Origin of the sequence: Streptomyces sp. NPDC058274, from assembly GCF_042881375.1 — a bacterium.
GTDB lineage: Bacteria > Actinomycetota > Actinomycetes > Streptomycetales > Streptomycetaceae > Streptomyces.
The window spans coordinates 532,745-556,280 of record NZ_JBHVXW010000001.1 but is presented as its reverse complement, the minus strand read 5'-3'; the positions used below and the strand labels follow the sequence as shown (position 1 = coordinate 556,280).

At 71.7% G+C, this 23,536-nt stretch carries 24 protein-coding genes; 8 read left to right on the top strand and 16 right to left on the bottom strand.

Annotated elements, in window-relative coordinates; all coding sequences use genetic code 11:
• Window positions 1-99 precede the first annotated feature (99 nt).
• The 4 genes from ACFVYF_RS02525 to ACFVYF_RS02510 all read right to left on the bottom strand — a co-directional run bounded on the left by ACFVYF_RS02525 (window position 100) and on the right by ACFVYF_RS02510 (window position 3,768).
• The gene (locus ACFVYF_RS02525; RefSeq protein WP_389449576.1) at window positions 100-222 is read right to left on the bottom strand and encodes a hypothetical protein; all 123 of its coding nucleotides are present in this window, start codon (window positions 220-222) and stop codon (window positions 100-102) included.
• 97 nt (window positions 223-319) lie between these two features.
• A complete protein-coding gene (locus ACFVYF_RS02520) occupies window positions 320-1,246 on the bottom strand; it encodes a DUF6891 domain-containing protein (RefSeq protein WP_389449573.1) in 927 nt (308 codons plus the stop codon).
• Between the two features lie 80 nt (window positions 1,247-1,326).
• The gene (glnII, locus tag ACFVYF_RS02515) at window positions 1,327-2,355 is read right to left on the bottom strand and encodes a glutamine synthetase (RefSeq protein ID WP_389449570.1); all 1,029 of its coding nucleotides are present in this window, start codon (window positions 2,353-2,355) and stop codon (window positions 1,327-1,329) included.
• Window positions 2,356-3,060: 705 nt separating this feature from the next.
• The gene (locus tag ACFVYF_RS02510; RefSeq protein ID WP_389449567.1) at window positions 3,061-3,768 is read right to left on the bottom strand and encodes a hypothetical protein; all 708 of its coding nucleotides are present in this window, start codon (window positions 3,766-3,768) and stop codon (window positions 3,061-3,063) included.
• A 378-nt stretch (window positions 3,769-4,146) separates the two neighbouring features.
• Between ACFVYF_RS02510 and ACFVYF_RS02505 the strand changes: the two genes are divergently transcribed.
• The gene (locus ACFVYF_RS02505) at window positions 4,147-4,455 is read left to right on the top strand and encodes a hypothetical protein (protein ID WP_389449564.1); all 309 of its coding nucleotides are present in this window, start codon (window positions 4,147-4,149) and stop codon (window positions 4,453-4,455) included.
• A 175-nt stretch (window positions 4,456-4,630) separates the two neighbouring features.
• On the opposite strand, the gene ACFVYF_RS02500 is transcribed toward ACFVYF_RS02505, so the two are convergent.
• Window positions 4,631-5,824 carry a winged helix DNA-binding domain-containing protein gene (locus ACFVYF_RS02500; RefSeq protein ID WP_389449560.1) on the bottom strand — a complete coding sequence of 398 codons (1,194 nt, stop codon included), beginning with the start codon at window positions 5,822-5,824 and terminating at the stop codon, window positions 4,631-4,633.
• Window positions 5,825-6,066: 242 nt separating this feature from the next.
• Here ACFVYF_RS02500 and ACFVYF_RS02495 point away from each other — a divergent pair, with 242 nt between their 5' ends.
• Window positions 6,067-7,413, top strand: a complete 1,347-nt coding sequence (locus ACFVYF_RS02495; protein ID WP_389449557.1) for a DUF2252 domain-containing protein — start codon at window positions 6,067-6,069, stop codon at window positions 7,411-7,413.
• Between the two features lie 238 nt (window positions 7,414-7,651).
• Complete coding sequence (locus tag ACFVYF_RS02490; RefSeq protein WP_389449554.1) at window positions 7,652-7,963, top strand: hypothetical protein; 312 nt, start codon at window positions 7,652-7,654, stop codon at window positions 7,961-7,963.
• Between the two features lie 30 nt (window positions 7,964-7,993).
• Here ACFVYF_RS02490 and ACFVYF_RS02485 read toward each other — a convergent pair whose 3' ends face one another.
• The 3 genes from ACFVYF_RS02485 to glnA form a co-directional block, all read right to left on the bottom strand.
• The gene (locus ACFVYF_RS02485) at window positions 7,994-8,620 is read right to left on the bottom strand and encodes a hypothetical protein (RefSeq protein WP_389449551.1); all 627 of its coding nucleotides are present in this window, start codon (window positions 8,618-8,620) and stop codon (window positions 7,994-7,996) included.
• Window positions 8,621-8,622: 2 nt separating this feature from the next.
• The gene (gene htpX / locus ACFVYF_RS02480) at window positions 8,623-9,546 is read right to left on the bottom strand and encodes a zinc metalloprotease HtpX (protein WP_389449548.1); all 924 of its coding nucleotides are present in this window, start codon (window positions 9,544-9,546) and stop codon (window positions 8,623-8,625) included.
• A 219-nt stretch (window positions 9,547-9,765) separates the two neighbouring features.
• A complete protein-coding gene (gene glnA, locus ACFVYF_RS02475; RefSeq protein ID WP_389449546.1) occupies window positions 9,766-11,175 on the bottom strand; it encodes a type I glutamate--ammonia ligase in 1,410 nt (469 codons plus the stop codon).
• A gap of 210 nt (window positions 11,176-11,385) precedes the next feature.
• On the opposite strand from glnA, the gene ACFVYF_RS02470 reads away from it, so the two are divergent.
• Window positions 11,386-11,853 carry an RDD family protein gene (locus ACFVYF_RS02470; RefSeq protein ID WP_389449543.1) on the top strand — a complete coding sequence of 156 codons (468 nt, stop codon included), beginning with the start codon at window positions 11,386-11,388 and terminating at the stop codon, window positions 11,851-11,853.
• Window positions 11,854-11,995: 142 nt separating this feature from the next.
• Here the strand turns inward: ACFVYF_RS02470 and ACFVYF_RS02465 are convergent, their stop codons facing one another.
• The 4 genes from ACFVYF_RS02465 to lipB form a co-directional block, all read right to left on the bottom strand.
• Window positions 11,996-12,697 carry a DUF4191 domain-containing protein gene (locus tag ACFVYF_RS02465; protein ID WP_389449540.1) on the bottom strand — a complete coding sequence of 234 codons (702 nt, stop codon included), beginning with the start codon at window positions 12,695-12,697 and terminating at the stop codon, window positions 11,996-11,998.
• Window positions 12,698-12,747: 50 nt separating this feature from the next.
• Window positions 12,748-12,951: a hypothetical protein gene (locus tag ACFVYF_RS02460; protein WP_389449537.1), complete on the bottom strand. Its 204-nt coding sequence runs from the start codon at window positions 12,949-12,951 to the stop codon at window positions 12,748-12,750.
• Between the two features lie 277 nt (window positions 12,952-13,228).
• Entirely contained in the window at window positions 13,229-14,194 is a 966-nt protein-coding gene (gene lipA / locus ACFVYF_RS02455; RefSeq protein WP_389449534.1) for a lipoyl synthase, read from the bottom strand.
• A 121-nt stretch (window positions 14,195-14,315) separates the two neighbouring features.
• On the bottom strand, window positions 14,316-15,113 hold the full coding sequence (lipB, locus tag ACFVYF_RS02450) for a lipoyl(octanoyl) transferase LipB (RefSeq protein ID WP_389449531.1): 798 nt from the start codon (window positions 15,111-15,113) through the stop codon (window positions 14,316-14,318).
• Window positions 15,114-15,345: 232 nt separating this feature from the next.
• Between lipB and ACFVYF_RS02445 the strand changes: the two genes are divergently transcribed.
• A complete protein-coding gene (locus ACFVYF_RS02445) occupies window positions 15,346-16,785 on the top strand; it encodes a regulator (protein ID WP_389449529.1) in 1,440 nt (479 codons plus the stop codon).
• A gap of 7 nt (window positions 16,786-16,792) precedes the next feature.
• Here the strand turns inward: ACFVYF_RS02445 and ACFVYF_RS02440 are convergent, their stop codons facing one another.
• A complete protein-coding gene (locus ACFVYF_RS02440; protein WP_389450614.1) occupies window positions 16,793-18,235 on the bottom strand; it encodes an NAD(P)/FAD-dependent oxidoreductase in 1,443 nt (480 codons plus the stop codon).
• A gap of 261 nt (window positions 18,236-18,496) precedes the next feature.
• Window positions 18,497-19,414, bottom strand: coding sequence for a TIGR01777 family oxidoreductase (locus tag ACFVYF_RS02435; protein ID WP_389449526.1), 918 nt, complete (start codon window positions 19,412-19,414; stop codon window positions 18,497-18,499).
• 62 nt (window positions 19,415-19,476) lie between these two features.
• Between ACFVYF_RS02435 and ACFVYF_RS02430 the strand changes: the two genes are divergently transcribed.
• Window positions 19,477-19,974 (top strand): GNAT family N-acetyltransferase, encoded by a 498-nt coding sequence (locus ACFVYF_RS02430; RefSeq protein WP_389449523.1) that lies wholly within the window; start codon window positions 19,477-19,479, stop codon window positions 19,972-19,974.
• A gap of 24 nt (window positions 19,975-19,998) precedes the next feature.
• Here ACFVYF_RS02430 and ACFVYF_RS02425 read toward each other — a convergent pair whose 3' ends face one another.
• Window positions 19,999-21,183, bottom strand: coding sequence for a MarP family serine protease (locus ACFVYF_RS02425; protein WP_389449521.1), 1,185 nt, complete (start codon window positions 21,181-21,183; stop codon window positions 19,999-20,001).
• Window positions 21,184-21,699: 516 nt separating this feature from the next.
• Between ACFVYF_RS02425 and ACFVYF_RS02420 the strand changes: the two genes are divergently transcribed.
• Window positions 21,700-22,440, top strand: coding sequence for a peptidoglycan recognition protein (locus tag ACFVYF_RS02420; protein WP_389450611.1), 741 nt, complete (start codon window positions 21,700-21,702; stop codon window positions 22,438-22,440).
• 226 nt (window positions 22,441-22,666) lie between these two features.
• On the top strand, window positions 22,667-22,873 hold the full coding sequence (locus ACFVYF_RS02415) for a hypothetical protein (protein WP_389449518.1): 207 nt from the start codon (window positions 22,667-22,669) through the stop codon (window positions 22,871-22,873).
• A 2-nt stretch (window positions 22,874-22,875) separates the two neighbouring features.
• On the opposite strand, the gene ACFVYF_RS02410 is transcribed toward ACFVYF_RS02415, so the two are convergent.
• Window positions 22,876-23,394, bottom strand: coding sequence for a DUF4240 domain-containing protein (locus tag ACFVYF_RS02410; protein WP_389450608.1), 519 nt, complete (start codon window positions 23,392-23,394; stop codon window positions 22,876-22,878).
• Between the last annotated feature and the right edge of the window lie 142 nt (window positions 23,395-23,536).

The following is a 23,536-nucleotide window of genomic DNA, read 5'->3' as shown; positions in this document are numbered from 1 at the left end:
CGAGGAGTCGTCGTGTGGTGTCGACGTCCGCGAGTTCTTGGTCGGGACCGTCGAGAGACGTACGTCGTGCGCGCTGGCCGAAGGCCGGGGTGTGCGGCTTTAGAGGGCCTGCGCGTTCATCGCGCGGCAACACACCCGGTCGAAGTCGTGGTGCTGACGGGAGGGCCAGAAGGGCTCGAGGTCGGGACGACCCGTCGCGGTGTACTTCTGGATGCTGGCCATGGGCCCATTGAAGCAGATGACGGTGACACACAGCAGATCCGGTACAGACCTTCTCGGCACGTGATACGGAACCTTGGCGCGAAACACCCTCTTCACCTCACCCGGTGAGCCGCTTGCGCCAGTCCAGATCCCTCACCTCGATCGCCTTGGCGGGGGAGCCGTCCCACTCCGTGGACAGACCGGCGGCGGTGAGGGCGGCGACGACTTCGTGGCCGATCTCCGTCGTCCGCTCCTCCGGGGCGTCGAAGCCGCCGTAGTACAGCGACAGTCCGCCGCCCGTGGCGGCGCCCTCGGTGCACTGCTGGTGGAAGAAGACGAAACCGCGGGCGCCTGAGTCCTCGCACTCCGCGCCGATCTCGGCCATGCCGCAGCCACGGCAGCAGGTGAAGTTCTCCCGGGCCGTGATGCCGCTCGCGTCGAGCGCCTCGAAGGCCCCCGTGAGGCGCTCGGGGTCGGTCGTCCCGGTCCACGACTCCTGCTCGGCGAGGCGCTCCAGCCACAGCCGGTCCACGAGCTGCCCGGCCTGGGCCCGCGACACCGGGCGCTCGTCACCGTCGACCAGGTAGTCCTCGGCCGATTCGGTCAGCGTCCTGCGGTCGAAGTACCCACAGCGCAGCAGCTCCCGAATCCGCGTCTCGACCTTCTCCCGCACCTCGCCCGGCAGCTCGGGGATTTCCGCGGGCGGGTCGAACGCGACCGGCTCCCAGCCGATCCCCGCGTCCCAGCCCTCGTCCCGCCGGGCCCAGCCCGTCAGGGCCGCCGCGACCCGGTCCCGGTCGGCCAGATCCGTCCCGAAGAACAGCTCCCGGCTGTCCCGGTACTCCAGCCGGTAGTCCCCGCCCTCCTCGTGCCACACCTGAATGAAGACGTCAGGGATGTCGGGGATGCGTTGTACGACCAGATAGTGATCACCCTCGCCCCCGATCCGGTGCACCAGGTCCCGCAGCCGCTCGGCCGAAACCCGTGAGTGCGTCTGCCAGTTCTCCGTCTCGACCTTGATGGCGAGGCCGTCGTCGTTCCGCATGGACGAACCTTGGCACGCGCCACTGACAACGCGAGAGGCGCCCACCGGATCGGTGGACGCCCCTCCGGAAAGCGCGCGGATCAGACCTGGCCGGCCTTCTCCAGAGCGCTGCAGCAGGTGTCGACGAGCAGCCGTGTCACGACGTACGGGTCGACGTTCGCGTTCGGACGGCGGTCCTCGATGTAGCCCTTGCCGTCCTTCTCGACCTGCCACGGGATACGCACCGAGGCACCGCGGTTGGAGACGCCGTACGAGTACTCGTTCCACGGGGCGGTCTCGTGCAGGCCCGTCAGGCGGTCGTCGATGCCGGCACCGTAGTTCTTGACGTGATCGAGCGGCTTGGAGCCCTCGCCGAGGGACTCGCAGGCGGTGATGATCGCGTCGTAGCCCTCGCGCATGGCCTTCGTGGAGAAGTTCGTGTGCGCACCCGCGCCGTTCCAGTCGCCCTTCACCGGCTTCGGGTCCAGCGTCGCGGAGACGTCGAAGTCCTCGGCGGTGCGGTAGAGCAGCCAGCGGGCGACCCACAGCTGGTCGGAGACCTCCAGCGGGGAGACCGGGCCGACCTGGAACTCCCACTGGCCGGGCATGACCTCGGCATTGATGCCGGAGATGGCGAGACCCGCCTTGAGACAGTTCTCCAGGTGCGCCTCGACGATGTCACGGCCGAAGATCTCGTCGGAGCCGACACCGCAGTAGTAGCCGCCCTGCGCGGCCGGGAAGCCGCCCTCGGGGAAGCCGAGCGGGCGCGAGCCCTTGAAGAAGGTGTACTCCTGCTCGATGCCGAAGATCGGCTCCTGCGCGCCGAACTTCTCCTCGACCTCGGCCAGCGCGGCACGGGTGTTGGACTCGTGCGGCGTCATGTCGATGTTGAGGACCTCGCACATGACCAGGATGTCGTCGCCGCCCCGGATCGGGTCCGGGTAGGTGGCGACGGGCTTGAGTACGCGGTCGGAGGCGTGACCCTCGGCCTGGTTCGTCGAGGAGCCGTCGAAGCCCCAGATCGGCAGCTCGGCACCCTTCGCGTCGTCGGCCAGTATCTTCGTCTTCGAACGGAGCTTGGCCGTCGGCTCGGTGCCGTCGATCCAGATGTACTCAGCCTTGAAGGTCACGGGCCACATCCTTCGGGGGTGGGTCTCTGCGCAGGTGCTGCGGCGCTGCGGCACTGGGGCGCCGCTGGGGACGCCCGGCAGCCTGTCAACAGGGGATTTCCCGATCATTGCCCGACGATGAACCCCGTGTTACCGGGGGGCCTGTGTGCCCGGTGGCACGGGGTGAGGGGGGCCGTGCGGGGTGCGGGCGCCGCCCGCCACCGGGGCCGCGACGGCTCGTATGCGATGGGTTTGCGGACCCGCACCGGCGAGAACGAGGGGCTTGCTGTGCGCCCCGGCACGCATGAACCAGGGCTGTGCGGGCGCGCACCGGCGAGAACGAGGGGCTTGCTGTGCGCCCCGGCACGCATGAACCAGGGCTGTGCGGGCGCGCACCGGCGAGAACGAGGGGCTTGCTGTGCGCCCCGGCACGCACGAACCATGGCTGTGCGGGCGCGCACCGGCGAGAACGAGGGGCTTGCCGTGCGCCCCGGCACGCACGAACCATGGCTGTGCGGACCCGCACCGGCGACAACGGCCGAGGGCCCCTCCCCTCCCGGACGGGAGGAACGGGGCCCTCGGCGGTGATGCGCGGTGTTCCCGCGTGCGATCCGCAGGGCGGCGGTCAGCCGGCCCCTCGATGCCGGCGTCAGCCGACCTGCGCTCGATGCGGGTGCGAGCCCACCCTCTCGATGCGCGCGTCAGCCCACCTTCTCGATACGGACGTCAGCCGACCTTCTCGATACGGGCGTTGCGGATCAGGAACTTGCCGGGCTCCCGGACCTCCTCGAACGCCGCGTTGTTCAGCAGCGCGCAGCTGCCCGAGACCGAGGTGACCTCCACGGTCGTGGACTTGTTGTTGTCCAGGTTGGTCACCTTGAGCTGCGTACCGGCCGGGAACTGGTTGCTGGACGCGGCCGGAGCGCCGCCCTCGCCGGAGAGCGTGACGGTCGAACCGGTGCAGACCTGCTCACCGGTCGCGCCACCGGCGTTGTCGTCGGCGCCTCCCGCCCCGGCGCCTTCTCCCGCGCCTCCGGCGTTCTCGTCGGCTCCTCCGGTGCCCGCGTTGTCGGCGGGCGCGGTCTCCGCGGGTGCGGTCTCCGCCGGCTCGGCGGCCTGGGAGTCCTGAGCCGACTCCCCGACCTCGCAGCCGGACGCCTCCTGCTGAACCTTGATCTGCGCGACGACCGCCTCACGGTTGGCGATCCGGGCCTCCGACTGGCTGTCGGGACTGGCCTTCTGGTCGGCGATGAACTTCTGGTTGTTGCCGAGCGCGGTGGCCAGCCCCTGACAGACCGTGGAGCTCTTCGCGTTCTGCACGGGCGACGCGTTCGAGGTGGCCGCCATGGCGAAGGCTCCGCCACCGGCCACGGCTGCCGCGCTGACCAGCAGGGCGAGCTTCTTCTTGGTACTGAGAGTTCTCCTACGCGACATGCGCGCCTCCTGAGTTGCGGGGGGAGCGTTCGCCGCTATGTACGAGATCCCGAACGGGGTTACTCAACGGTCACGGGAGTCACGGAAGTGACGTGGGCCACACGAGTGTTGAGAGGGAGTGATCGAATTCCCTTGATCCGGGCGGGAGTTGGCCGAGAGCCGAGAGCCGAGAGCCGAGAGCCGAGCCGAGAGCCGTCGGCCGCCGGATCTCCATGCCCACCCGGTACGCGGAACACCCCCTCTCACCTGCGTCACAGCCTCGTTCAACGCCCTTGTGGGCAGCGGCATTTGTCAGTGCCGGGCGGTAGAATAGAAGCAGTGTTCGAGGGTGTCGCCGGGAGGTCCGGACGGTGCCCTGACCGCGACAGGAGGATGCCCGTGCCCGCTGCCGCACTGAAGCCGAAACCCACCCAGTCCACCGCCAAGAGGGCGGTCCCGCTCGATCTGCCGTACGAGCCCGTGGAGAAGCGCCCGCTGCCGCCGGGGCGCCCTCGCGACTGGTACGTCACCCACAACCGCCGGCTCAAGGCGATGCGCCTCGCGATCGCCCTGCTCGACTCCGGCGTCCATCTGCCGAACCAGGCGCGCAACGAGACGATCCGGAGTGCGGCGGAGTTGATCGGTGTCCATCCGCCGTCGGACACCACGTGTCACATGGTGCGAGCCCTGATGCGGTACTCGCGCTGAACCACGGAGCCCCGTGTCGCACCGGTGCCGACATGGGGCTCCGCCCCAGACCCCCGTATCGCGCCGCGCGCTCGTCCTCAATCGCCGGACGGGCTGAAAATCTCCAGCCCCGGCCGGTGAGAAGCAACCCCGGCCGGCGAGGAATTCACCCCATCCGGCGGCGGAGCCGGAAACCTCACGCCGACGTCAACTCCCGTTCCAGCGGCGTCCGGAACCGCGGAGTGATCCGGGTCGCGCCCACCCAGGCGGAGAGCCGCGCGGCCTCGACGTCGATCGCGGCGCGAGCCTCACGGCCGACCCCGTCCGCATCCAGCAGCCGCCACACGATCTCCCCGTCCCGCTGCGCCCACCCGCCGACCACCCGCCCGTTCCACCACACGGTGGGCCCGACATTGCCGCTCCCGTCGAAGAGGGGAGCACGCAGCGAGGGCGCGAGATACCAGTCCCGCTCCTGCCACCCCATGGCCGTCGGATCGAGCCCGGGGAGCAGCGCGGCCCAGGGCTCGGCCGGCCCGGCGACCGGACCCTCGTCGCCGTCCGCCACGTACCCCGTGACCCCGTCGTCGAGGGACACGGCCACCGCCCCGGCCGCGCTCAGCGCCTTGCGGACGTCGGTGACCTTCCACCCCGTCCACCACTTCAGGTCCGCCTCGGTGGCCGGACCGCATGCGGCGAGCCAGCGCCCGAGCAGCTCCGACTGGGCCTCGGCGGGCGCGAGTTCGGGGTGCGGCGGGGCGACCGCCCAGCGGAACTGGCTCGATGTCCAGGCGCCGAGCGGCCGCCCGCGCACCACCCGTCCCTCGACACCGAGCACCCGCATCAGCCGTGACGACACGGCCTGCGGGCTCTCGTACTTCTTGCCCGCGCCATAGGTGAACTGCTCCCTCAACCGCGGCTCGTCCCGGGTGAGTTCGTTCACCGTGGCCTGCCCGCGCCGGGCCAGCGCGGCGAGCGCGGATGTCTCGACCTCCGCGAGCCACTCCGCGGTCAGCCGGCCGTCGCTCCCGGTCGTCAGGTCCTTGATCAGCCCCGCCCGGGCCTTCGCGGCGATGGCGAGCCCGGTCGAGGAGTGCACCACGGCGGCCAGCCCGGTGGGGAACACGAACACCGTGTGCCGCATCCCGTGCATCCGCACCAGCGTGCGGTCCTCGTACAGCGCCCGCTCCACCTCGCTCACGGTCTTCCCGGAGTCGGCCAGGCGCGCGCCCAGTGCGAGATACACCGTGGCCGGATCCGTCCCGTGCAGCGCGACGAGCGACCCGGCGACCTCCTCGGGGGCCGCCGCGCGCGCCGTCCCCGCCAGCCGGTGCCGCAGCGCGAGCCGTGCCCGCCGCTCCGCCACCCCGATGTGCCGCCGCTGTCCGCCCACGCCGCCTCCACCCGTCCCACCGCGCCTGTACCGCTCCCATGCCGCGGACATCCTCTCGAACGCCCGGCCGCCCGCGGGTCCACGTCACCCGATTGCCGTACCCGGCATGCGTACGACCCGCCCGGCGGCCTTCACTGGGGCAACGGGAGGCAGGCAGCGACAGGCGTGGGGAAGGGCGGTGCGGCGATGGCGAACCAGAGGGGACGAACCCTGGTCCCGGCGGACTGCCCGCGCCCCCGCCCATGAACGGGACCTCACCCGCCGACCGCACCGCGAAGGGCAGGGCCGCCCGCAAACGCGTCCCCCGCTCCGCGCACGCCGAGTGGCTGGCCGCCGTCGACCGCCCCGACCCGGTGGCCGTCCTGGAGCGGCAGGGCCGGGACCGGCTCCAGGAGCTGCTGCCGATCCGCTACGGCAGGATGACCGCGTCGCCGTTCGCGTTCCTGCGCGGAGCGGCCGCCGTGATGGCCGCGGACCTGGCAGCCCAGCCGCACACGGACCTGACCGTGCAGCTCTGCGGCGACGCGCACCTGCTGAACTTCGGTCTGTTCGCCTCCCCGGAACGCGCCCTGCTCTTCGACCTCACCGACTTCGACGAGACCTGTCCTGGCCCCTTCGAGTGGGACGTCAAACGGCTCGCCGCCAGCGTCGCCGTCGCCGCCCGCGAGAACGGCCACTCCGAGGCCCGGGCCCGCCGGGCGGCCCGCGCCGCGGCCGCCGAGTACCGCCACTCCATGCGACGGCTCGCCGGCCGGGGCGAACTGGCCGTCTGGTACGAGCGCATCGACGCCGACCGCCTGCTCCCGCTGGTCCGCTCCGCCCACCACCGCAGACGCGTCGAGTCCAGCCTCGCGCGGGCCCGCCGCCGCACCAGTCTGCACGCCCTGGGCAAGCTCACCGAGACCGTCGACGGCCTGCCCCGCATCGTCCACGACCCGCCACTGCTGGAACCCGCGGGGCCACCCGACATGGCGGCCCTGCGCAAGATCTTCAGCGACTACCGCTCCACCCTCGCCGAGGAGCGCCGTCTCCTGCTGGACCGCTACCGCTTCGTCGACGCCGCCCGCAAGGTCGTCGGCGTCGGCAGCGTCGGCACCCGCTGCTTCATCGTGCTGCTCGTCGGCCGGGACACCGACGACCCGCTGTTCCTGCAGATCAAGGAAGCCACCGAGTCCGTACTCGAAGAGCATCTGCCCAGCGGCCCCTACGTCCACCCCGGACACCGGGTCGTCGCGGGCCAGCGGCTGTTGCAGGCCGTCGGCGACATCTTCCTCGGCTGGATGACCGGGCCGCAGGGACGGCCGTACTACTGGCGGCAGTTGCGCGACATGAAGGGGGCCGCGGACGTCGGCGCCATGAACCCGGACGAGCTGCTGAACTACGCCCGGCTGTGCGGCACGGCGCTGGCCCGCGCCCATGCCCGCTCCGGTGACCGCATCGCCATCGCCGGCTACCTCGGCGACGCCGACACCTTCGAACGCGCCGTCGGCGACTTCGCCCTGCGGTACGCCGACCAGAACGCCGCCGACCACGGGAGCCTGTGCGCGGCCGTGGCGGCCGGCGTGGTCCGGGCGGCCCCCGGCGTCTGAGTCAGGGGACACGCGGGTCCAACGGGACGGGCCGGTACAAATTCGGATGCGAGTGTCCCGGCCCGCTCCCTACGCTGGACACCCGTTCCGCAGCTGTGGAACACCGCTTGGTGCCGGACAGGCATCAGGAGGCGGACTCAGGGCTACTCTCTACGCACCGTCGGACGGGCGCCCCGCCTCCGGAGCCCTGTCGCACCCTCCATCACCGCCAGCAACCCACGCCCCAAGGAGTCCCGTCATGGGAACCTTGATCATTTCGGCGACCGTGATCCTGGTCGTCCTCGGTTTCTCCAACCACGTCCTGTGGCTCGCCGCGATCGGACTGCTCTTCCTCTACGTCCGCTACGGCCGCGCCGGTTCAGGCGCGTCCACGGCGTCCTCGCCCGGCTCACCGGCAGCTCCCGGAGCCCCGGGAGGATCCGCGGCCCGCACGGACTCCAGCTACCGCGCCTACCGCGACCGCCGTGACCGGCAGGCCAAGTGGGAGCGCCGCTACCGCCGCGAGCGCCCCATGGAGGCCCGCCGGCAGGACCGGAGCAAGGGCAGCTAGCCAGCCAGTGCCGTCCGGGTGCCCCGAGGCTCAAGTCAGCCCCGGGGCACCCCAGATCGGGAACCAGCGGGTCAGGTCCTGCTCGATCCGCAGATCGTCGGAGAGCGCCGCCTTGATCTGGAGTTCCAGCGCGTTGTCGCGCCGGGCGCCCTCCCCGGCCAGCGGCGCGAAGGGATAGAAGGTCCCGCGCTTGTAGAGATAGACGAGCCCGAGCCGCCGTCCGCCGACGCCGGAATCCTCCTGGCCTTCCGCTTCCTGGAACCCGGCCACGGAACAGAGCAGTTGGGGCCCGAAGCCACTGCTCTCCAGCGCGCTGTTGACCGCGTGCAGATCACTCACCAGTGCGGGCAGGTCGTCGGGCGCCCGCCGGGAGACGAGCCACGAATACCCGTACTCGTCCCGGCTGAGCTCCACCGGCGGTCGTCCCCCGGCGTCCCGGCCGCGCTCGAAGTCGGCGTCCAGCAGCGCCCGTACCTCCTGGTGCGCCTCGGCGAACGCCGCGCCCTCCACCGACGCGAAGCACACCGCTCCGGTCCCGGTCGGGGTGAACCCGGCGGCGGCCTGCAGAGTCACCGCGGCCGACGGCAGCCCGAAGAGCTGGTCGAGATCGGGCGCCACGGCCTTCGTACGACCGAGCAGCACATCCAGGAGACCCATGCTCAGCCCACCTGTCCGGGCGTCGCCGCCTCACCCAGCTCCGCAGAGATGCGCGCGAGCTGTTCGAGCCGCTGCTCCAGGCTCGGGTGGGTGGAGAAGAACCGCTGGATCCCGGGGTTGGCCCCGAAGGCCGGTGTGAAGTAGAAGGCGTTGAAGGCCTGGGCCGTACGCAGGTCCTTGGTCGGGATGTGGGCGATGTCCCCGGTGACCTTGGTCAGTGCGGACGCCAGCGCCGAGGGGCGCCCGGTGAGCAGGGCCGCGGCCCGGTCGGCGGCCAGCTCCCGGTACCGGGACAGCGCCCGGATGAGCAGGAAGCTGATCGCGTACACGGCCGCGGAGACCGCCATCACGGCCATGAAGACGGCGAAGGTGTTCTGGTCCTTGCGTCCCCGTCCGCCGAAGAGCTGCGAGTAGAAGGCGAACCGCACGATCAGTCCGGCGATCACCCCGAGGAAGGACGCCACGGTGATCACGGCGACATCCTTGTGCGCCACGTGCGACAGCTCGTGCGCGAGAACGCCTTCGAGCTCATCGGGCTCCAGGCGGTGCAGCAGCCCCGTGGTCACGCACAGCACGGCGTGATCGGCGTTCCGCCCGGTGGCGAACGCGTTGGGCATGTCCAGATCCGACACGGCGACCAGCGGCTTCGGCATGTCGGCCACCGCGCACAGCCGGTCGACGACCCCGTGGAGCTGTGGATACTCCTCGCGCTCCACGATCCGTCCGTGCATCGCGTACAGCGCGATCCGGTCCGAGAACCAGTACTGCGCCCCGAGCAGCAGCGCCGCGATGACGACGACCAGCACCCAGGACTTCAGCAGCACGATCAACGCGGCGACGAATGCCACGTACAGCAGACCGAGCAGAAAAAGGGTGACCGTCATCCGGACAGTCAGTCGTCGGTCGCTGTGAAAGCGGCTCTGCATCTTGCATCACCTCGCGGTCAGGCACTCGTCCCGCCCTCCATTGTGCGCCCGCCGCCTCCCATGAACAGGCCCCGATCGCCCCCTCGGAGAGCAAAGATCTGCCCTGTCAAGAGCCACTTATTTATGCGGCGCACACCATGGCCACGCAACGACGGAGCCCCGCCACCACCCGAAGGCGGTGACGGGGCTCCGGCGATGAGCCGTGGGCCTCGGCGCGGCTTACACGTCGAAGTAGAGCTCGAACTCGTGCGGGTGCGGACGCAGCTGCAGCGGCGCGATCTCGTTCGTCCGCTTGAAGTCGATCCACGTCTCGATCAGGTCGGACGTGAAGACGTCGCCCGCGAGGAGGAACTCGTGGTCGGCCTCGAGGCGGTCGAGGACGGCCGGCAGCGAGGTCGGGACCTGGGCGACGCCCGCGTGCTCCTCGGGGGCCAGCTCGTAGAGGTCCTTGTCGATCGGCTCGGCCGGCTCGATCTTGTTCTTGATGCCGTCGAGACCGGCGAGCAGCAGCGCCGAGAAGGCCAGGTACGGGTTGCCGGAGGAGTCGGGCGCGCGGAACTCGACGCGCTTGGCCTTCGGGTTGGAGCCCGTGATCGGGATACGCATCGCGGCGGAGCGGTTGCGCTGCGAGTACACCAGGTTGACCGGCGCCTCGAAGCCCGGGACCAGGCGGTGGTACGAGTTCACCGTCGGGTTGGTGAACGCGAGCAGCGACGGGGCGTGCTTGAGGATGCCGCCGATGTAGTAGCGGGCGGTGTCCGACAGACCCGCGTAGCCGGCCTCGTCGTAGAAGAGCGGGGAGCCGCCCGCCCACAGCGAGGAGTGGATGTGCATGCCCGAGCCGTTGTCGCCGAAGATCGGCTTCGGCATGAAGGTCGCGGTCTTGCCGTTGCGCCAGGCGACGTTCTTCACGATGTACTTGAAGAGCTGGAGGTCGTCGGCCGCGGCGAGCAGCGTGTTGAACTTGTAGTTGATCTCGGCCTGGCCGGCGGTGCCCACCTCGTGGTGCTGACGCTCGACCTGGAGGCCGGAGGCGGCCAGCTCCAGGGAGATCTCGGCACGCAGGTCGGCGAAGTGGTCGACCGGCGGGGTCGGGAAGTAACCGCCCTTGTAGCGGACCTTGTAGCCGCGGTTGTCCTCGACCGCACCGGTGTTCCAGGCGCCGGCCTCGGAGTCGATGTGGTAGAAGCTCTCGTTCGCCGAGGTCTGGAAGCGCACGCTGTCGAAGACGTAGAACTCGGCCTCGGGGCCGAAGTACGCGGTGTCGGCGATGCCGGTCGACGCGAGGTAGGCCTCGGCCTTCTTCGCCACGTTGCGCGGGTCACGGGAGTACTGCTCGCCCGTGATCGGGTCGTGGATGAAGAAGTTGATGTTGACCGTCTTGTCGCGGCGGAAGGGGTCGACGCGCGCGGTGGACAGGTCGGCGCGGAGCGCCATGTCGGACTCGTGGATGGCCTGGAAGCCGCGGATCGAGGAGCCGTCGAACGCGAGCTCCTCGGCCGGGTCGAAGGCCTCGGCCGGAATCGTGAAGTGCTGCATCACGCCCGGCAGGTCGCAGAACCGGACGTCGACGAACTTGACGCCCTCGTCCGCGATGTACTTCTTGGCCTCGTCGGCGTTCTGGAACATCCAGCTCCTCCTACTCCCGCCCACAGGGACCGGGGTGGTAGTTCGTTCGTGCGGCCAGTGCGGTGGCACACGCTGGACCCGACCATAAGGACGGGGGATTTCTCAAGCGTGACCCATTTGTTTCGTCGAAGTTAACCGGCCCGGGTCCCACCGCAGCCTACGCACACCCCGAGCGGCGGGGCGTACGTACGGTCGCAGTACCGTGGACGGGTGGACAACAGGCAAGCAATCGGGTCGTGGCTCTCCGGACCCCGCGCGGCAGCGGAAGAGGCCGGTGCCGACTTCGGATACCGGGGCGAGCAGCTGGGTCTGCCGGAGCAGGGACCGGGCTCGATCGCCCGCCCGGGCAGGCGCCTGGGCGCCCTCGCCGTCGACTGGGCCCTGTGCCTGCTGATCGCATACGGGCTGCTCACCGACGGCTACAACCAGGCGACCGGCAACTGGGCCCTGCTCATCTTCTTCGCCCTGAGCGTGCTGACCGTCGGCACGGTCGGCTTCACGCCGGGCAAGCGGCTCTTCCGGCTGCGCGTCGTCCCGGAGGCCGGCGGCCGGCTCAGCCCGCCGCGCGCGCTGCTGCGGACGGTGCTTCTGTGCGTCGCCCTGCCGGCCCTGATCTGGGACCGCGACGGCCGCGGTCTGCACGACCGGCTGGCCCGCACCGTCGAGGTGCGGAGCTGATCCGCGCGATACGGGGCTGATCCGCCGCATACGACGAAGCGGCCTACGGCGAAGCCGGGGAAGCCGCATACGACGAGAAGCCGCATACGACGAAGGGGGCGCCCGGAGAGATCCGGGCGCCCCCTTTCGTGTCGGAGGGATGTCAGCGGGCCTTCGGCCCACCGCGCGGCATCCGCATGCCCTTGGGCATCGGACCCTTCGGCAGCGGCATGTTGCTCATCAGGTCGCCCATCGCGCGCAGCCGGTCGTTGGTCGCCGTGACCTGGGGTCCGCTCAGGACCCGGGGGAACTTCAGCAGCGTCGTGCGCAGCTTCTTGAGCGGGACCTGCCCCTCGCCGTTGCCCACGACCACGTCGTGCACCGGCACGTCCGAGAGGATCCGCGCCATCTTCCTCTTCTCGGCCGCCAGCAGGGTCTTCAGCCGGTTCGGGTTGCCCTCGGCGACCAGCACGATGCCCGCCTTGCCGACGGCGCGGTGCACCACGTCCTGGCTGCGGTTCATCGCCACGGCCGGGGTCGTCGTCCAGCCGCGGCCCACGTTGTCCAGCACCGCCGCGGCTGCGCCGGGCTGACCCTCCATCTGCCCGAAGGCGGCGCGCTCGGCCCTGCGTCCGAAGACGATCGCCGTCGCGAGGAAGGCGAGCAGGAGCCCGAGAATGCCGAGATAGACCGGGTGGCCGATCAAGAAGCCGATCGCGAGGAAGACACCGAGGGTGACGATTCCGACAGCCGCGAGCACAAGACCGATGGTGGAATCGGCCTTGCGGGTCATCTTGTAAGTCAGGGCGATCTGCTTGAGTCGCCCGGGGTTCGCAGCGTCCGCTGCGGTTTCCTTCCTCGCCATGCCACGAAGTCTACGTGGCCGGGAGAGCGCCGACGACGGCGGTGTCGTCGCTAGGACATCCGGGTGGACACGGCCTCTTCGAGGACGCGCTGCGCCTCGAACCGGTCCTTGGCGCGACGGCGGTCCTCCAGGACGGAGGTCCAGGCGTTGCGGCGCGCGGTGCGCTGGCCGCTGCTCAGGAGCAGTGACTCGACGGCACGGAGTGCATCGGTGAACGAAGGAATCGCTGTGGCGCGGACGGGCGCGGCCTGCATGATGGGGGTCCCCCCTCGGGATGGCGGCTCTGGCGAAGGCTGTACGTGGCGTAAGACCAGCGTCACTGATTGGTGTTACCAGGGCGTGACCGAGCGGTCAAACGCCAATGAAGCCTTGATGGGGCGAGCGCAAACGCTGACGCGGCCCTGACGCTGTCCCCAGCTGCGGGGACGGTCGGGACCGCGTCCAACGGGCCGCCACCGGGCGGCGGTTGCTTGTGCGCAGATTCACACGCGCAGATGGCACTCCGTGCCACGGGCGAGGGGGTGCCGGGTGTCAGACAGCCTGCGAGGCGATGTAGGCACCGCGCTTCTCGACAGCCATCTGGTAGAGCCGGCCGGCACGGTACGAGGAGCGGACCAGCGGCCCTGACATGACGCCCGAGAAGCCGATCTGCTCGGCCTCGTCCTTCAGCTCCACGAACTCGTGCGGCTTGACCCAGCGCTCCACGGGGTGGTGGCGCACGGAAGGCCGCAGGTACTGCGTGATGGTGATCAGCTCGCAGCCGGCGTCGTGCAGCTGCTGGAGGGCCTCGCTGACCTCTTCGCGGGTCTCGCCCATGCCGAGGATCAGGTTCGACTTGGTGACCAGGCCGTAGTCGCGGGCCTCGGTGATGACCTTCAGCGAGCGCTCGTAGCGGAAGCCGGGGCGGATGCGCTTGAAGATCCGGGGGACCGTCTCGACGTTGTGCGCGAAGACCTCGGGGCGCGAGGAGAAGACCTCGGCGAGCTGCTCCGGCTCGGCGTTGAAGTCGGGGGCGAGGAGCTCGACCTTGGTGCGGCCGGCCTCACGGCCCGCCGTCTGGGCGTGGATCTGGCGGACCGTCTCGGCGTACAGCCAGGCGCCGCCGTCCTCCAGGTCGTCGCGGGCGACCCCGGTGATCGTCGCGTAGTTCAGGTCCATCGTGACGACGGACTCACCGACGCGGCGCGGCTCGTCACGGTCCAGCGCCTCGGGCTTGCCGGTGTCGATCTGGCAGAAGTCGCAGCGCCGGGTGCACTGGTCGCCGCCGATGAGGAAGGTGGCCTCGCGGTCTTCCCAGCACTCGTAGATGTTGGGGCAGCCCGCCTCCTGGCAGACCGTGTGCAGGCCCTCGCTCTTCACGAGCTTCTGCATCTTCGTGTACTCGGGGCCCATTTTCGCCCGGGTCTTGATCCACTCGGGCTTGCGCTCGATGGGGGTCTGGCTGTTCCGGACCTCCAGGCGCAGCATCTTGCGTCCGTCGGGTGCGACTGCGGACACGTCCGGCTCCCTACAACTTCGATTCCTCGGCGTACACCAGGGTACGCCCGTGCTGTTTTCGGCCCTGCGTCTGGGCAACCTTCGGGTCCGGGGGTGCATTCCCCCGTGAGGGGACCCTGTCCTAGACGGTCGCGCCCTCGGTCTCGCGCGGCTTCAGCTCCGCGTTCTCCAGTACGTCCCGCAGATGCCGCTCGGCGACCGGCAGGACGTCGGCGATGGTGAGGTCGCGGCCCAGCTCGTAGGCGAGGGAGGTCACGCCCGCGTCGCGGATGCCGCAGGGGATGATCCGGTCGAACCAGGCGTTGTCCGGGTTCACGTTGAGCGCGAAGCCGTGCATCGTGACGCCCTTGGCCACCCGGATGCCGATCGCGGCGATCTTGCGGTCCTCGCGGCGCTGGCCCGCGTTCGACGGGGCGTACTCCGGTCCGTCGAGGCGGGGGTCGAACTCCTCGTCCTGCAGCCGCGGGTCGAAGTCGAGGGAGAGCCCGCCGAGCGAGGGCCGCTGCTCGACCGGGTCGCCGAGCACCCACACCCCGCTGCGGCCCTCGACCCGGCTGGTCTCCAGGCCGAATTCCGCACACGTACGGATAAGAGCCTCTTCGAGACGGCGTACATGTGCTACGACGTCCACCGGGCGGGGGAGCTTCTGGATCGGATAGCCCACCAGCTGGCCCGGGCCGTGCCAGGTGATCTTGCCGCCGCGGTCCACGTCGATCACCGGGGTGCCGTCGAGGGGGCGCTCGCTGTCCGCCGTGCGCCGGCCCGCCGTGTAGACGGGCGGATGCTCCAGGAGCAGGCAGGTGTCGGGGACCTCGTCCAGGAAGCGGGCGCCGTGCACACGGCGCTGCTCGTCCCAGGCCTCCTGGTACTCGACCGCCTCCGCACCGAATCCCATCCGGACGAACCGCAGCTCACTCACGGCAAGGCCTCCCTAGAAGCTCGTAAGGCACGAACGCGCCTACGCCACTGTACGTCCGCCCCGGGTCCGTCAGCCCTGGGACCAATCCTCACACGATCGGATGAATGAATGTCGAGATGTGCGACGGGGTGCTTACAGACCGCTACATTCGCGCCGTTCACGAGGCCATAAGGGCTGCTCACAGGCAATCCGGGCACTTGACGTGCCCGGAAGGCAGGAGACCGCACCGCAGATGACGGAACGACCCGCGCAGCGCACTCCCAACCGACAGCTCGCCGCGCTCATCGCAGAAGCGGGGTTCTCCAACGCAGGTCTCGCCCGACGCGTGGACCAGCTCGGGCTCGAACACGGCCTCGATCTCAGATACGACAAGACATCGGTCACCCGGTGGCTGCGCGGGCAGCAGCCGAGGGGCACCACCCCCGCCCTGATCGCCGAGGTCTTCACCCGTCGCCTCGGCCGCCGGCTGACCGCACAGGATCTCGGGCTCGACGCGTGCGCCCCCGTGTACGCCGGTCTCGAGTTCGCCGCGAGCCCCGAGGAGGCCGTCGACATCGTCAGCGGTCTGTGGCGCAAGGACTCCGGCAGCCACGCCGAACTGCGCAAGATCGCCTTCACTCCGGCCGGACTGGTCGTCCCCAGCCGGGACTGGCTCATCGGCCGGGCCGACGACCGGGTCAGCCGCGGCGAACCGGCCCCCGCCCGGGTCCCCGCACAGGGCCGGCCCGCCGTGCCCCGGCAGCGCAGCCAGTCCGAGCGCGGACCCGGCCAGAAGGTCACCGGCGGTGACCTCGCCGCGCTGCGCTCGGTCGGCGACCTGTTCCGGTCCCTCGACCACGCGTACGGCGGCGGCCACGCCCGCCAGGCCCTGGTGCGTTATCTGGAGCACGAGGCCGAGCCGATGCTGCGCGGCACCTACGGCGAACAGACCGGGCGCCGCCTGTTCGCCGCCGCCGCCGACCTCACCCGGCTCGCCGGCTGGACCTCGTACGACATCGCCGCGCACGGGCTCGCCCAGCGCTACTACGTCCAGGCGCTGCGGCTCGCGCAGGCGGCCGGGGACCGGGCGTACGGGTCGTACGTGCTGGTGACGATGAGCCGGCAGGCGATCTATCTGGGCCACGGACGGGAGGCGGTGCAGCTGGCCCGGGTGGCGCAGCAGGGCGTCGGCTCGTCCGCTCCGCCGGTGATGCAGGCGATGCTGCACTCCGTCGAGGCGCGGGCGCACGGGGTACTGGGGGAGGTGCGGGCGTGCACGGCCTCGCTGGTGCGCGCCGAGCGTGCGCTGGAGGCCGCGCGCCCCGCGGACGACGTGCCGCACTGGGCCCGCTTCTTCGACGAGGCCCAGCTCGCCGACGACTTCGGGCACTGCCACCGGGATCTGCAGCAGTACCGCGTCGCGGCCCAGCACGCCGAACGCTCCCTGCAGCTGCGCGCGCCCGGGTACGCGCGCAGCCGCCTCTTCTGCCGGGTCGTGCTCGCCACCGCCCGGCTGGGCCTCGGTGAACTCGACCAGGCCTGCCAGCTGGCGGCCGAGGCCGCCGGACAGGCGGCGGAGATGCGGTCGGTACGGGCGGTCGAGTACGTCCGTGACTTCGAACGCCGGCTCGAGCCGTACCGGGACGCCGCTCCCGTGCGGGGCTACCGGGACCGGGTGGCCGCGCTGGGGTGAGCGGGGCTCACGCGGCGGTTTCCAGGGGTTCCTCCACCGGGACCGGGCGGGCGCCCAGATCCCTGAGCAGGGACTGGGCGGCCCGGCGGCCCGAGTGGAGGGCGCCCTGGACGGTGCTGGTGTCGCGGTGGTCCCCGCACACGTACAGGCCCGCAAGCAGCCGCACCGGGCGGCGCAGATCGTGCGGCGGGGGCATCGCGGGGACGGCTTCGGGGTCGTGGTGGACCGCGAGGAGTTCCCAGCGGGCGGTGGACGTCCGGTAGAGCCGGGCCAGTTGGGCGCGGACCGTCGCGTCCAGGTGAGCGGCGGCCGGCGGAGTGCCCAGCACGGTCGAGGTGATGAGAGCGCGGCCCGCCGGCGCACGGCTCGGGTCGACCTGGCTGATCACCGCGGTGTGCGTCACCGGGCCGCTCCGGTCGGCGTCCAGGACCAGCGCCGGTTCGGTGAGCGGGGGCTCGTCGGTCGTGTGGTGGATGACGGTGACGGGGTGGAAGCCGGGGACCCGCAGTCCCGGCAGCAGTCCGGCCGCGGCCCGGGCGCCGGTCGCCAGCACCACCGCCCGGCACGGGATGTCGCCGTGGTCCCGGGTGGTCACGGAGGTGGTGGAGACCGCCGTCACCTGCACCCCGAGGCGGAGCGTGCCGGGTGGCAGGCCGGCCGCGAGGAGTTCGGGAAGAGCGTCGGCGCCGCCCTCCGGGACACACAGGCGGCCTGTCGCGAAGGAGTGCAGGGCCAGGTCCGCGCAGCGGCTTGAGGTCGTCAGGGCCGGGTCGCACAGCAGGGCGGCGAGCAGCGGGCGCAGGAAGCCGTCGACGGTGCGGGCCGGGAAGCCGCGGGCCGACAGCGCCTGGGCGACGGGGAGTTCGGGGCGGCCCAGGAGGTCGTCCGGCGAACACGCGGCGAGGCGCGTCAGGGCGGTCCCCAGCCGGGCCTGGTCGAGTGGGCGCCCCGTCGGTCCCGCGGAGCGCCCCAGGGTCCCTGTGGGGCGGCTCAAAGGGCCTGCGGGCCCCGGGTGGGCGACCGCAGGACCGGGCCGCCCGTGCGGGCCGGGCGACCGGGGGAGGCGGGGGGCGCTCGCGAGGGCGCGTACGACGGTGAGTGCGCCCCTCGCGCTCCGAGCGCCGGCGGGGGCGCCCGCGTGGTGATGGCGGCCGTCACTGTGGAGCAGAACGCCGGGCGAGAACGGGCGCAGCGCCAGGTCGTCCAGGCCCGGCGTGCGCCGCAGTTCGGGATACGAGGTGGACAGCAGCCGGCCCACCCGGTCGAGCCGGAAACCGTCCACCTTCTCCGTCGACATACGGCCGCCCACATGCGGGGCGGCCTCCAGGACGGCCGTGGTGAGGCCCGCCCTGGTGAGGTGATGAGCGGCCGCGAGTCCGGCGGCTCCGGCCCCCACGACCACCACGTCCACAGCTTCCGAGATCTCCGCTTCGCGTGCCGGCTCTAGCACGTGCTCCTCCTGGAGGTCGCGCACCTGTGGGGACGTCATGCCCCCAACAGGCGTCCGGAATACCCGAGTTCGGATCGAGGGTAGGTCCGCCGACGGCCCCGGCAAGCCGCGCGGAACCCTCGCACGGACGCACGGGGGGTGCGCACTTCCATCCCGTCCGGTCCATCCCGTCCGGCGTTCGAGGACGAGCGCGCAGCGCGACGAGGGGGTCTGGGGCGCAGTCCCCAGGGACGGGACGGGCGGCGGGGGCGAAAACCGCTCTCACCGCAACGCGGCCCGCAACGCCCCCTCGATCGAGGGGAACGCGAAGGAGAACCCCGACTCCAGAAGCCGCGTGGGCAGCACGCGCTGACTGCCCAGAATGTCCCCGGCCATGTCCCCGAGGACAAGCCGCAGCACCGGCGCCGGCACCGCGAAGAGCGTGGGCCGGTTCAGCACCCGCCCCATCGCCTCCGTCACCTCCGCGTTGGTGAGCGGCTCCGGGCCGGTCAGATTGACCGGCCCGGACAGCGACTCCGTGTCGATGAGATGGCGCAGCGCGGCCACCTCGTCATGCAGCGCGATGTAGCTCCAGTACTGGCTGCCGTCCCCCAACCGCCCGCCGAGCCCCGCCTTGTAGAGCGGAAACAGCTTCCCCCAGGCCCCGCCCCCACGGGCCACCACCAGCCCCGTACGGGCGAAGACGGTACGGATGCCGGCCTCCCGCGCGGCGCCCGTCGCCTCCTCCCACTCCACGCACACGGACGGCAGGAACCCGTCCCCGGGCGGCGCCGTCTCGTCCACCGCACGGCTGCCGGTGTCGCCGTAGTAACCCATCGCGCTGCCGTTCACGAAGACGCGCGGCGGCGAGTCGAGCGCGGCCACCGCTTCGGCGAGCGCGGCCGTGCCCAGCACCCGGCTGTCGCGGATCTTCGCCCGGTACGCCGCCGTCCAGCGCCGGGAAGCGATTCCGGCCCCCGCCAGGTTGACCACCGCCGCGCACCCGGCGAGGCCGGCCGTGTCGACCCGCTGCGCGTCGGGATCCCACCGGACCTCGTCCTTGGCTCGGGGTGCGCGGCGCACCAGCCGGACCACCTCGTGGCCGTCCGCGGTGAGGGAGCGCGCGAGCGCGGAGCCGATCAGACCGGACGCACCGGCGATCGCTACACGGGAGCCGGGGGAAAGGGGGGAATCGCTCATGGACCCATCCTGCCCGTCACCCCGTAAAAACCCTGTCCGGACGGTCCCGTGCCCGCCGTACGATGGCCCGCATGCCGGATTCGCACATACGTCACGCCACCCTCGACGACGAGGACGCCCTCGGCCGGCTCGACCGTGTCACCTGGTCCCCGGTGCACGCGGTCCAGCCCCGCCCCGAGCCGCCGTACGAGCCCTTCTACAGCGAGCGGTTCGGGCCGCGCGACCATCTCGTCGCCGAGATCGCGGGCGCCGTCGTCGGGTACATCCGGCTGGGCTTCCCGACCCCGCTCGACTGCAACTCCCATGTCCGGCAGATCCAGGGGCTCGTCGTCGCCGAGGAGGCGCGCGGCGCCGGAGTCGCACGGGCGCTGCTGCGGGCCGTGCAGGACGAGGCCCGGGGCCAGGGGGCCCGGCGCATCACGCTGCGCGTCCTCGGGCACAACACCCCGGCCCGCAAGCTGTACGAGTCCGAGGGCTTCGTGGTGGAGGGGATCCTGCCCGAGGAGTTCCGCATCGAGGGCGAGTACGTCGACGACGTCCTGATGGGGCGTTCGCTCTGACGCCCGCCCCTTGCGGCGGCTGTCCTACGACGTGACCAGGTCGCCGGTGTCCACCGGCGTGGTCGCCTTCACCGCGCGCTGGACGTCGCCCGCGATCTCGTCGGCCGTCAGCACGTACCCCGTCTCGTCGTCCGAGGTGGAGCGGGCGAAGACGACGCCGTAGACCTTGCCGTCGGTCGTCAGCAGGGGGCCGCCCGAGTTGCCGGGGCGGACCGTGGAACGGATGGAGTAGATCTCGCGCGTGACGGTGTCCGTGTTGTAGATGTCCCGGCCCGTCGCGTCGATGCGGTTCGCGACCGTGGCCGCCTGGAGATCGAGGCCGCCGTCCTGCGGATAGCCGGCGACGACCGCCGAGTCGCCGCGGGAAGCGGTGTCGTCGAAGCGCAGGACGGGCGCCTTGAGCCCCGGGACGTACAGCACCGCGACGTCCTTCTCGGGGTCGAAGAACACGACCTCCGCCTCGTACGGCGTGCCCACGCCGCCCACGCGGACGGTCGGCCCGTCGATGCCCGCCACCACATGGGCGTTCGTGATCACGTGCTGCGACGCGTAGACGAAGCCGCTGCCCTCGCGGCCCTGCGTGCCGGAGGAGCCCTCGACCTTGACGGTGCTGAGCTTGGCCGCGTTCGTCGCGCTCGCCGTGACGCTGTCCCCGGAGGGCTTGGCGACCCCGGCCGCCGGCTCGTTCTCGAACGGGTTGAAGACCTGCGGGAAGCCGGCCTGCGCGAGCGCCGAGGTGGCGCGCGAGAACCAGGCGGGGGTGGTGTCCGGCATCGCGCTCTGCACGGCGCCCAGCAGGGCCGAGTTGCGGATCGACTGGGTGACCACGGGTGAGGAGGAGGCGCCGAGGACGCTGGCGGCGACCCAGGCCACCAGCAGCACGGAGACCGTGTTCGCGGCGGCACCGCCGGCGCCGTCGGCCACCCGCAGCGGTCCGCTGTCCAGCTCGCGGCGCAGCTTGACCGCCAGCCGTCCCGCCAGCTCGTGTCCCACCACCGCGGGCATCAGCACCGTCAGCACCGCCGTCACCGTCGCCGCCGGGGTGGCCGCCGTGACCAGGTTCATCGTCCACGGCAGGATCCACACGCCGATGACGGCACCGCCCACGAAACCGGCCAGGGAGACACAGCCGGCGACCAGGCCGCGCCGGTAGCCGGACGCCGCGTAGGCCAGGATCACCAGCAGCAGCAGAAGGTCGAGCAGGTCCACGGAGCCGCCCTTTCTCTCGGGCCCCTTAGTACGCGTGGGGCGGGCCCAGTGATCAGGCACGCGCGCGTAGGGCCCGGGAATCGGTCACGCGTGCGTGGACCTGTAGAAACGTCCCGGACCGTGAGGATGGTTCCACCGGGTGGCACAGCACACATCGCGGATGGAACGGATCAAGGTGAGGCTGGGGGCATGCGTGTCTTCCCCAGAGCGCGGAGGAGACGAATATCCGGCGCCGCACCCCGGCGGACCGCAGGGTTCGCCAGGGCCACGGCGCGGCTGCCACGAGCGGCCCGCCTGCCGGCCGCGGTGCGCCGGCTGCGCCACCCCCGCGCCGACCGACCGCCCCGTGCCGGGCGCCCGTCGCCCGCGGGGCGCGGGAGGCCGCCGGAGGGTGCCGTACGCCCCCGGCGTACGGTGCGGCTGCCGCGGCCGCTGCGGGTGGTTCCGGGTCTCCCGGCGGTCCTGCACGTTCCGCGACTGCCGCGCGCCCTGCGCGCGCCGAGCGTCCTGTGGGTGATGGTCGCCTGTCTGCCCGGTCTGGCCGCCGTCGTCGCGCTGCTGCTGTGCGCGGTGGGGGTGGGCGGTACGGGGAGCCACTCCGCGCGGCCGGCCGCGCGGCCCGCCGTACAGCGCGAGGGCGGACCGCACTCCGCCCCCCGGCCGCCGATCGTGCCACGCTCCCGCTGGATCGACGACGGCGCGCACATCCAGCCGCCGCCGCGCTACGACGGCCGGGTCTCCGCGGTCTTCGTCCACCACACCGACTCGCCGAACGGGTACGCCTGCGCCGACGCGCCCCGCATCATCCGCTATCTGTACGCCGGTCAGATCGGCGCCCGGCAGTGGGATGACATCGGCTACAACTTCCTCGTCGACCGCTGCGGCACGATCTACGAGGGCCGGGCGGGCGGTGTCGACCGGCCGGTCACCGGGGCGCACACCCAGGGCTTCAACCACGGCACCGTCGGGGTCGCGGCCATCGGGACCTTCACGGCGGGGACGCCGGTGCCGCGGGCCATGACCGACGCGATCGCCGCGCTTGCCGCGTGGAAGCTGGGGCTTTCGGACACGGATCCGCGGGCGCGGGTGCGGTTGGTGTCCAGCAACGACCTCGCCCGGTTCAAGTCAGGGGTCGCGGCGATGCTGCCCGCCATTGCCGGTCACAACGCCGGGTTCATGACCAGCTGCCCGGGGGCCGCGCTGACGGCCCGGCTCCCGGAGATCCGCGAACGCGCGGCGCGTCTCCAGGGCCGCTGACGGTTGTTCCCGCCGCCGGTCCGTACCCGGGGGGCTCCGCCCCCAGACCCCCGTATCGCGCTGACGCGCTCGTCCTCACACGCCGGACGGGCTGAGAACCTCCAGCCCGGCCGGGGGAGAGATTCGGCTGCCGCGGGGGTTCACAGGCACCCCACAGGCGCCCCCACGGGAGTTCAGAACCCCGGTGCCTAGCCTTGGCGTGCAGGCCTTGAGTGGAGGTGGGGACATGAGGAGCAGTCGCACGAAGAGGGACGGCCGCTGGACCGGCGCCCTGCGCAGCCCGTGGACCGTGCTCTGCGCGGTGGTGACGGTCGTGCTGGGCCCGGCCGCGGTCACGGCGTCCGCCCTGGACCGGGCCAACGCGGCGCCGCCCCGGCACGCGGCCCCGGAGGGCGAGCGGCCCGGGCACCCCCTGCGGCCGACCGCGCCCTGAGGTCAGTCCTTGAACCGCTCCCACAGCTTCGGGTACCGCTCGGCGAGCACGGCCTCGTTCTCGAAGTCGACCGGCGTGCCCTCGGGCTCGGGGGGCGCGGGCGGGAGGCCCAGGTCCGGCGCGACGGCGCCGGTGAGCTGCTCGTACGCCTCGTCCGCCGCGTAGCCCAGCTCCTCGGCGTCCCCGTCGACCTCCTCGTCGAAGTCGTCCAGGAGATCGGCCAGCGAGTCCGGGTCGTGCACCGCGCCCTCGAAGACCTCCCGGCCCTGACCGATCAGCCAGCAGCGGAAGAAATCGAAGGCGTCGTCGCTGGCCCCGTCGAGCAGCATCCAGGCGGCGCCCCACAGATCCCAGCGGTAGGCGCGGTTGTAGCGGGCCTCGAAGTGCCGGGCGAAGTCCAGCACGGAGTCCGGATCCTGCTGGAGGAGCCGCTCGACAAGCAGGTCCGCCTGCTCCTCGGGGTCACCCTCGGCGCCCTCGCGGGTCGCGTCCACCAGCTCCCAGAACTCCGTCTCGTCCATCACGGGTCAAGCATCGGTCCTGGAGGGGAGGGACGCACGTGGAGTGCCGCAGATTGTTATGCGAGCACATGCCGACGGTAAAACCGGCAGGTGCGGGGGCATTCGGCATTCGGCGGGCTCAACCCCGCCGCCCGCCCGCCCG

Excerpts from the sequence above, each read along its gene's own strand:
- ACFVYF_RS02525 (WP_389449576.1), bottom strand. The coding sequence starts at position 222 with ATGGCCAGCATCCAGAAGTACACCGCGACGGGTCGTCCCGACCTCGAG.
- ACFVYF_RS02520 (WP_389449573.1), bottom strand. The coding sequence starts at position 1,246 with ATGCGGAACGACGACGGCCTCGCCATCAAGGTCGAGACGGAGAACTGG.
- ACFVYF_RS02510 (WP_389449567.1), bottom strand. The coding sequence starts at position 3,768 with ATGTCGCGTAGGAGAACTCTCAGTACCAAGAAGAAGCTCGCCCTGCTG.
- ACFVYF_RS02495 (WP_389449557.1), top strand. The coding sequence starts at position 6,067 with ATGAACGGGACCTCACCCGCCGACCGCACCGCGAAGGGCAGGGCCGCC.
- ACFVYF_RS02490 (WP_389449554.1), top strand. The coding sequence starts at position 7,652 with ATGGGAACCTTGATCATTTCGGCGACCGTGATCCTGGTCGTCCTCGGT.
- ACFVYF_RS02485 (WP_389449551.1), bottom strand. The coding sequence starts at position 8,620 with ATGGGTCTCCTGGATGTGCTGCTCGGTCGTACGAAGGCCGTGGCGCCC.
- htpX (WP_389449548.1), bottom strand. The coding sequence starts at position 9,546 with ATGCAGAGCCGCTTTCACAGCGACCGACGACTGACTGTCCGGATGACG.
- glnA (WP_389449546.1), bottom strand. The coding sequence starts at position 11,175 with ATGTTCCAGAACGCCGACGAGGCCAAGAAGTACATCGCGGACGAGGGC.
- ACFVYF_RS02465 (WP_389449540.1), bottom strand. The coding sequence starts at position 12,697 with ATGGCGAGGAAGGAAACCGCAGCGGACGCTGCGAACCCCGGGCGACTC.
- ACFVYF_RS02460 (WP_389449537.1), bottom strand. The coding sequence starts at position 12,951 with ATGCAGGCCGCGCCCGTCCGCGCCACAGCGATTCCTTCGTTCACCGAT.
- ACFVYF_RS02445 (WP_389449529.1), top strand. The coding sequence starts at position 15,346 with ATGACGGAACGACCCGCGCAGCGCACTCCCAACCGACAGCTCGCCGCG.
- ACFVYF_RS02435 (WP_389449526.1), bottom strand. The coding sequence starts at position 19,414 with ATGAGCGATTCCCCCCTTTCCCCCGGCTCCCGTGTAGCGATCGCCGGT.
- ACFVYF_RS02430 (WP_389449523.1), top strand. The coding sequence starts at position 19,477 with ATGGCCCGCATGCCGGATTCGCACATACGTCACGCCACCCTCGACGAC.
- ACFVYF_RS02420 (WP_389450611.1), top strand. The coding sequence starts at position 21,700 with ATGGTCGCCTGTCTGCCCGGTCTGGCCGCCGTCGTCGCGCTGCTGCTG.
- ACFVYF_RS02415 (WP_389449518.1), top strand. The coding sequence starts at position 22,667 with ATGAGGAGCAGTCGCACGAAGAGGGACGGCCGCTGGACCGGCGCCCTG.
- ACFVYF_RS02410 (WP_389450608.1), bottom strand. The coding sequence starts at position 23,394 with ATGGACGAGACGGAGTTCTGGGAGCTGGTGGACGCGACCCGCGAGGGC.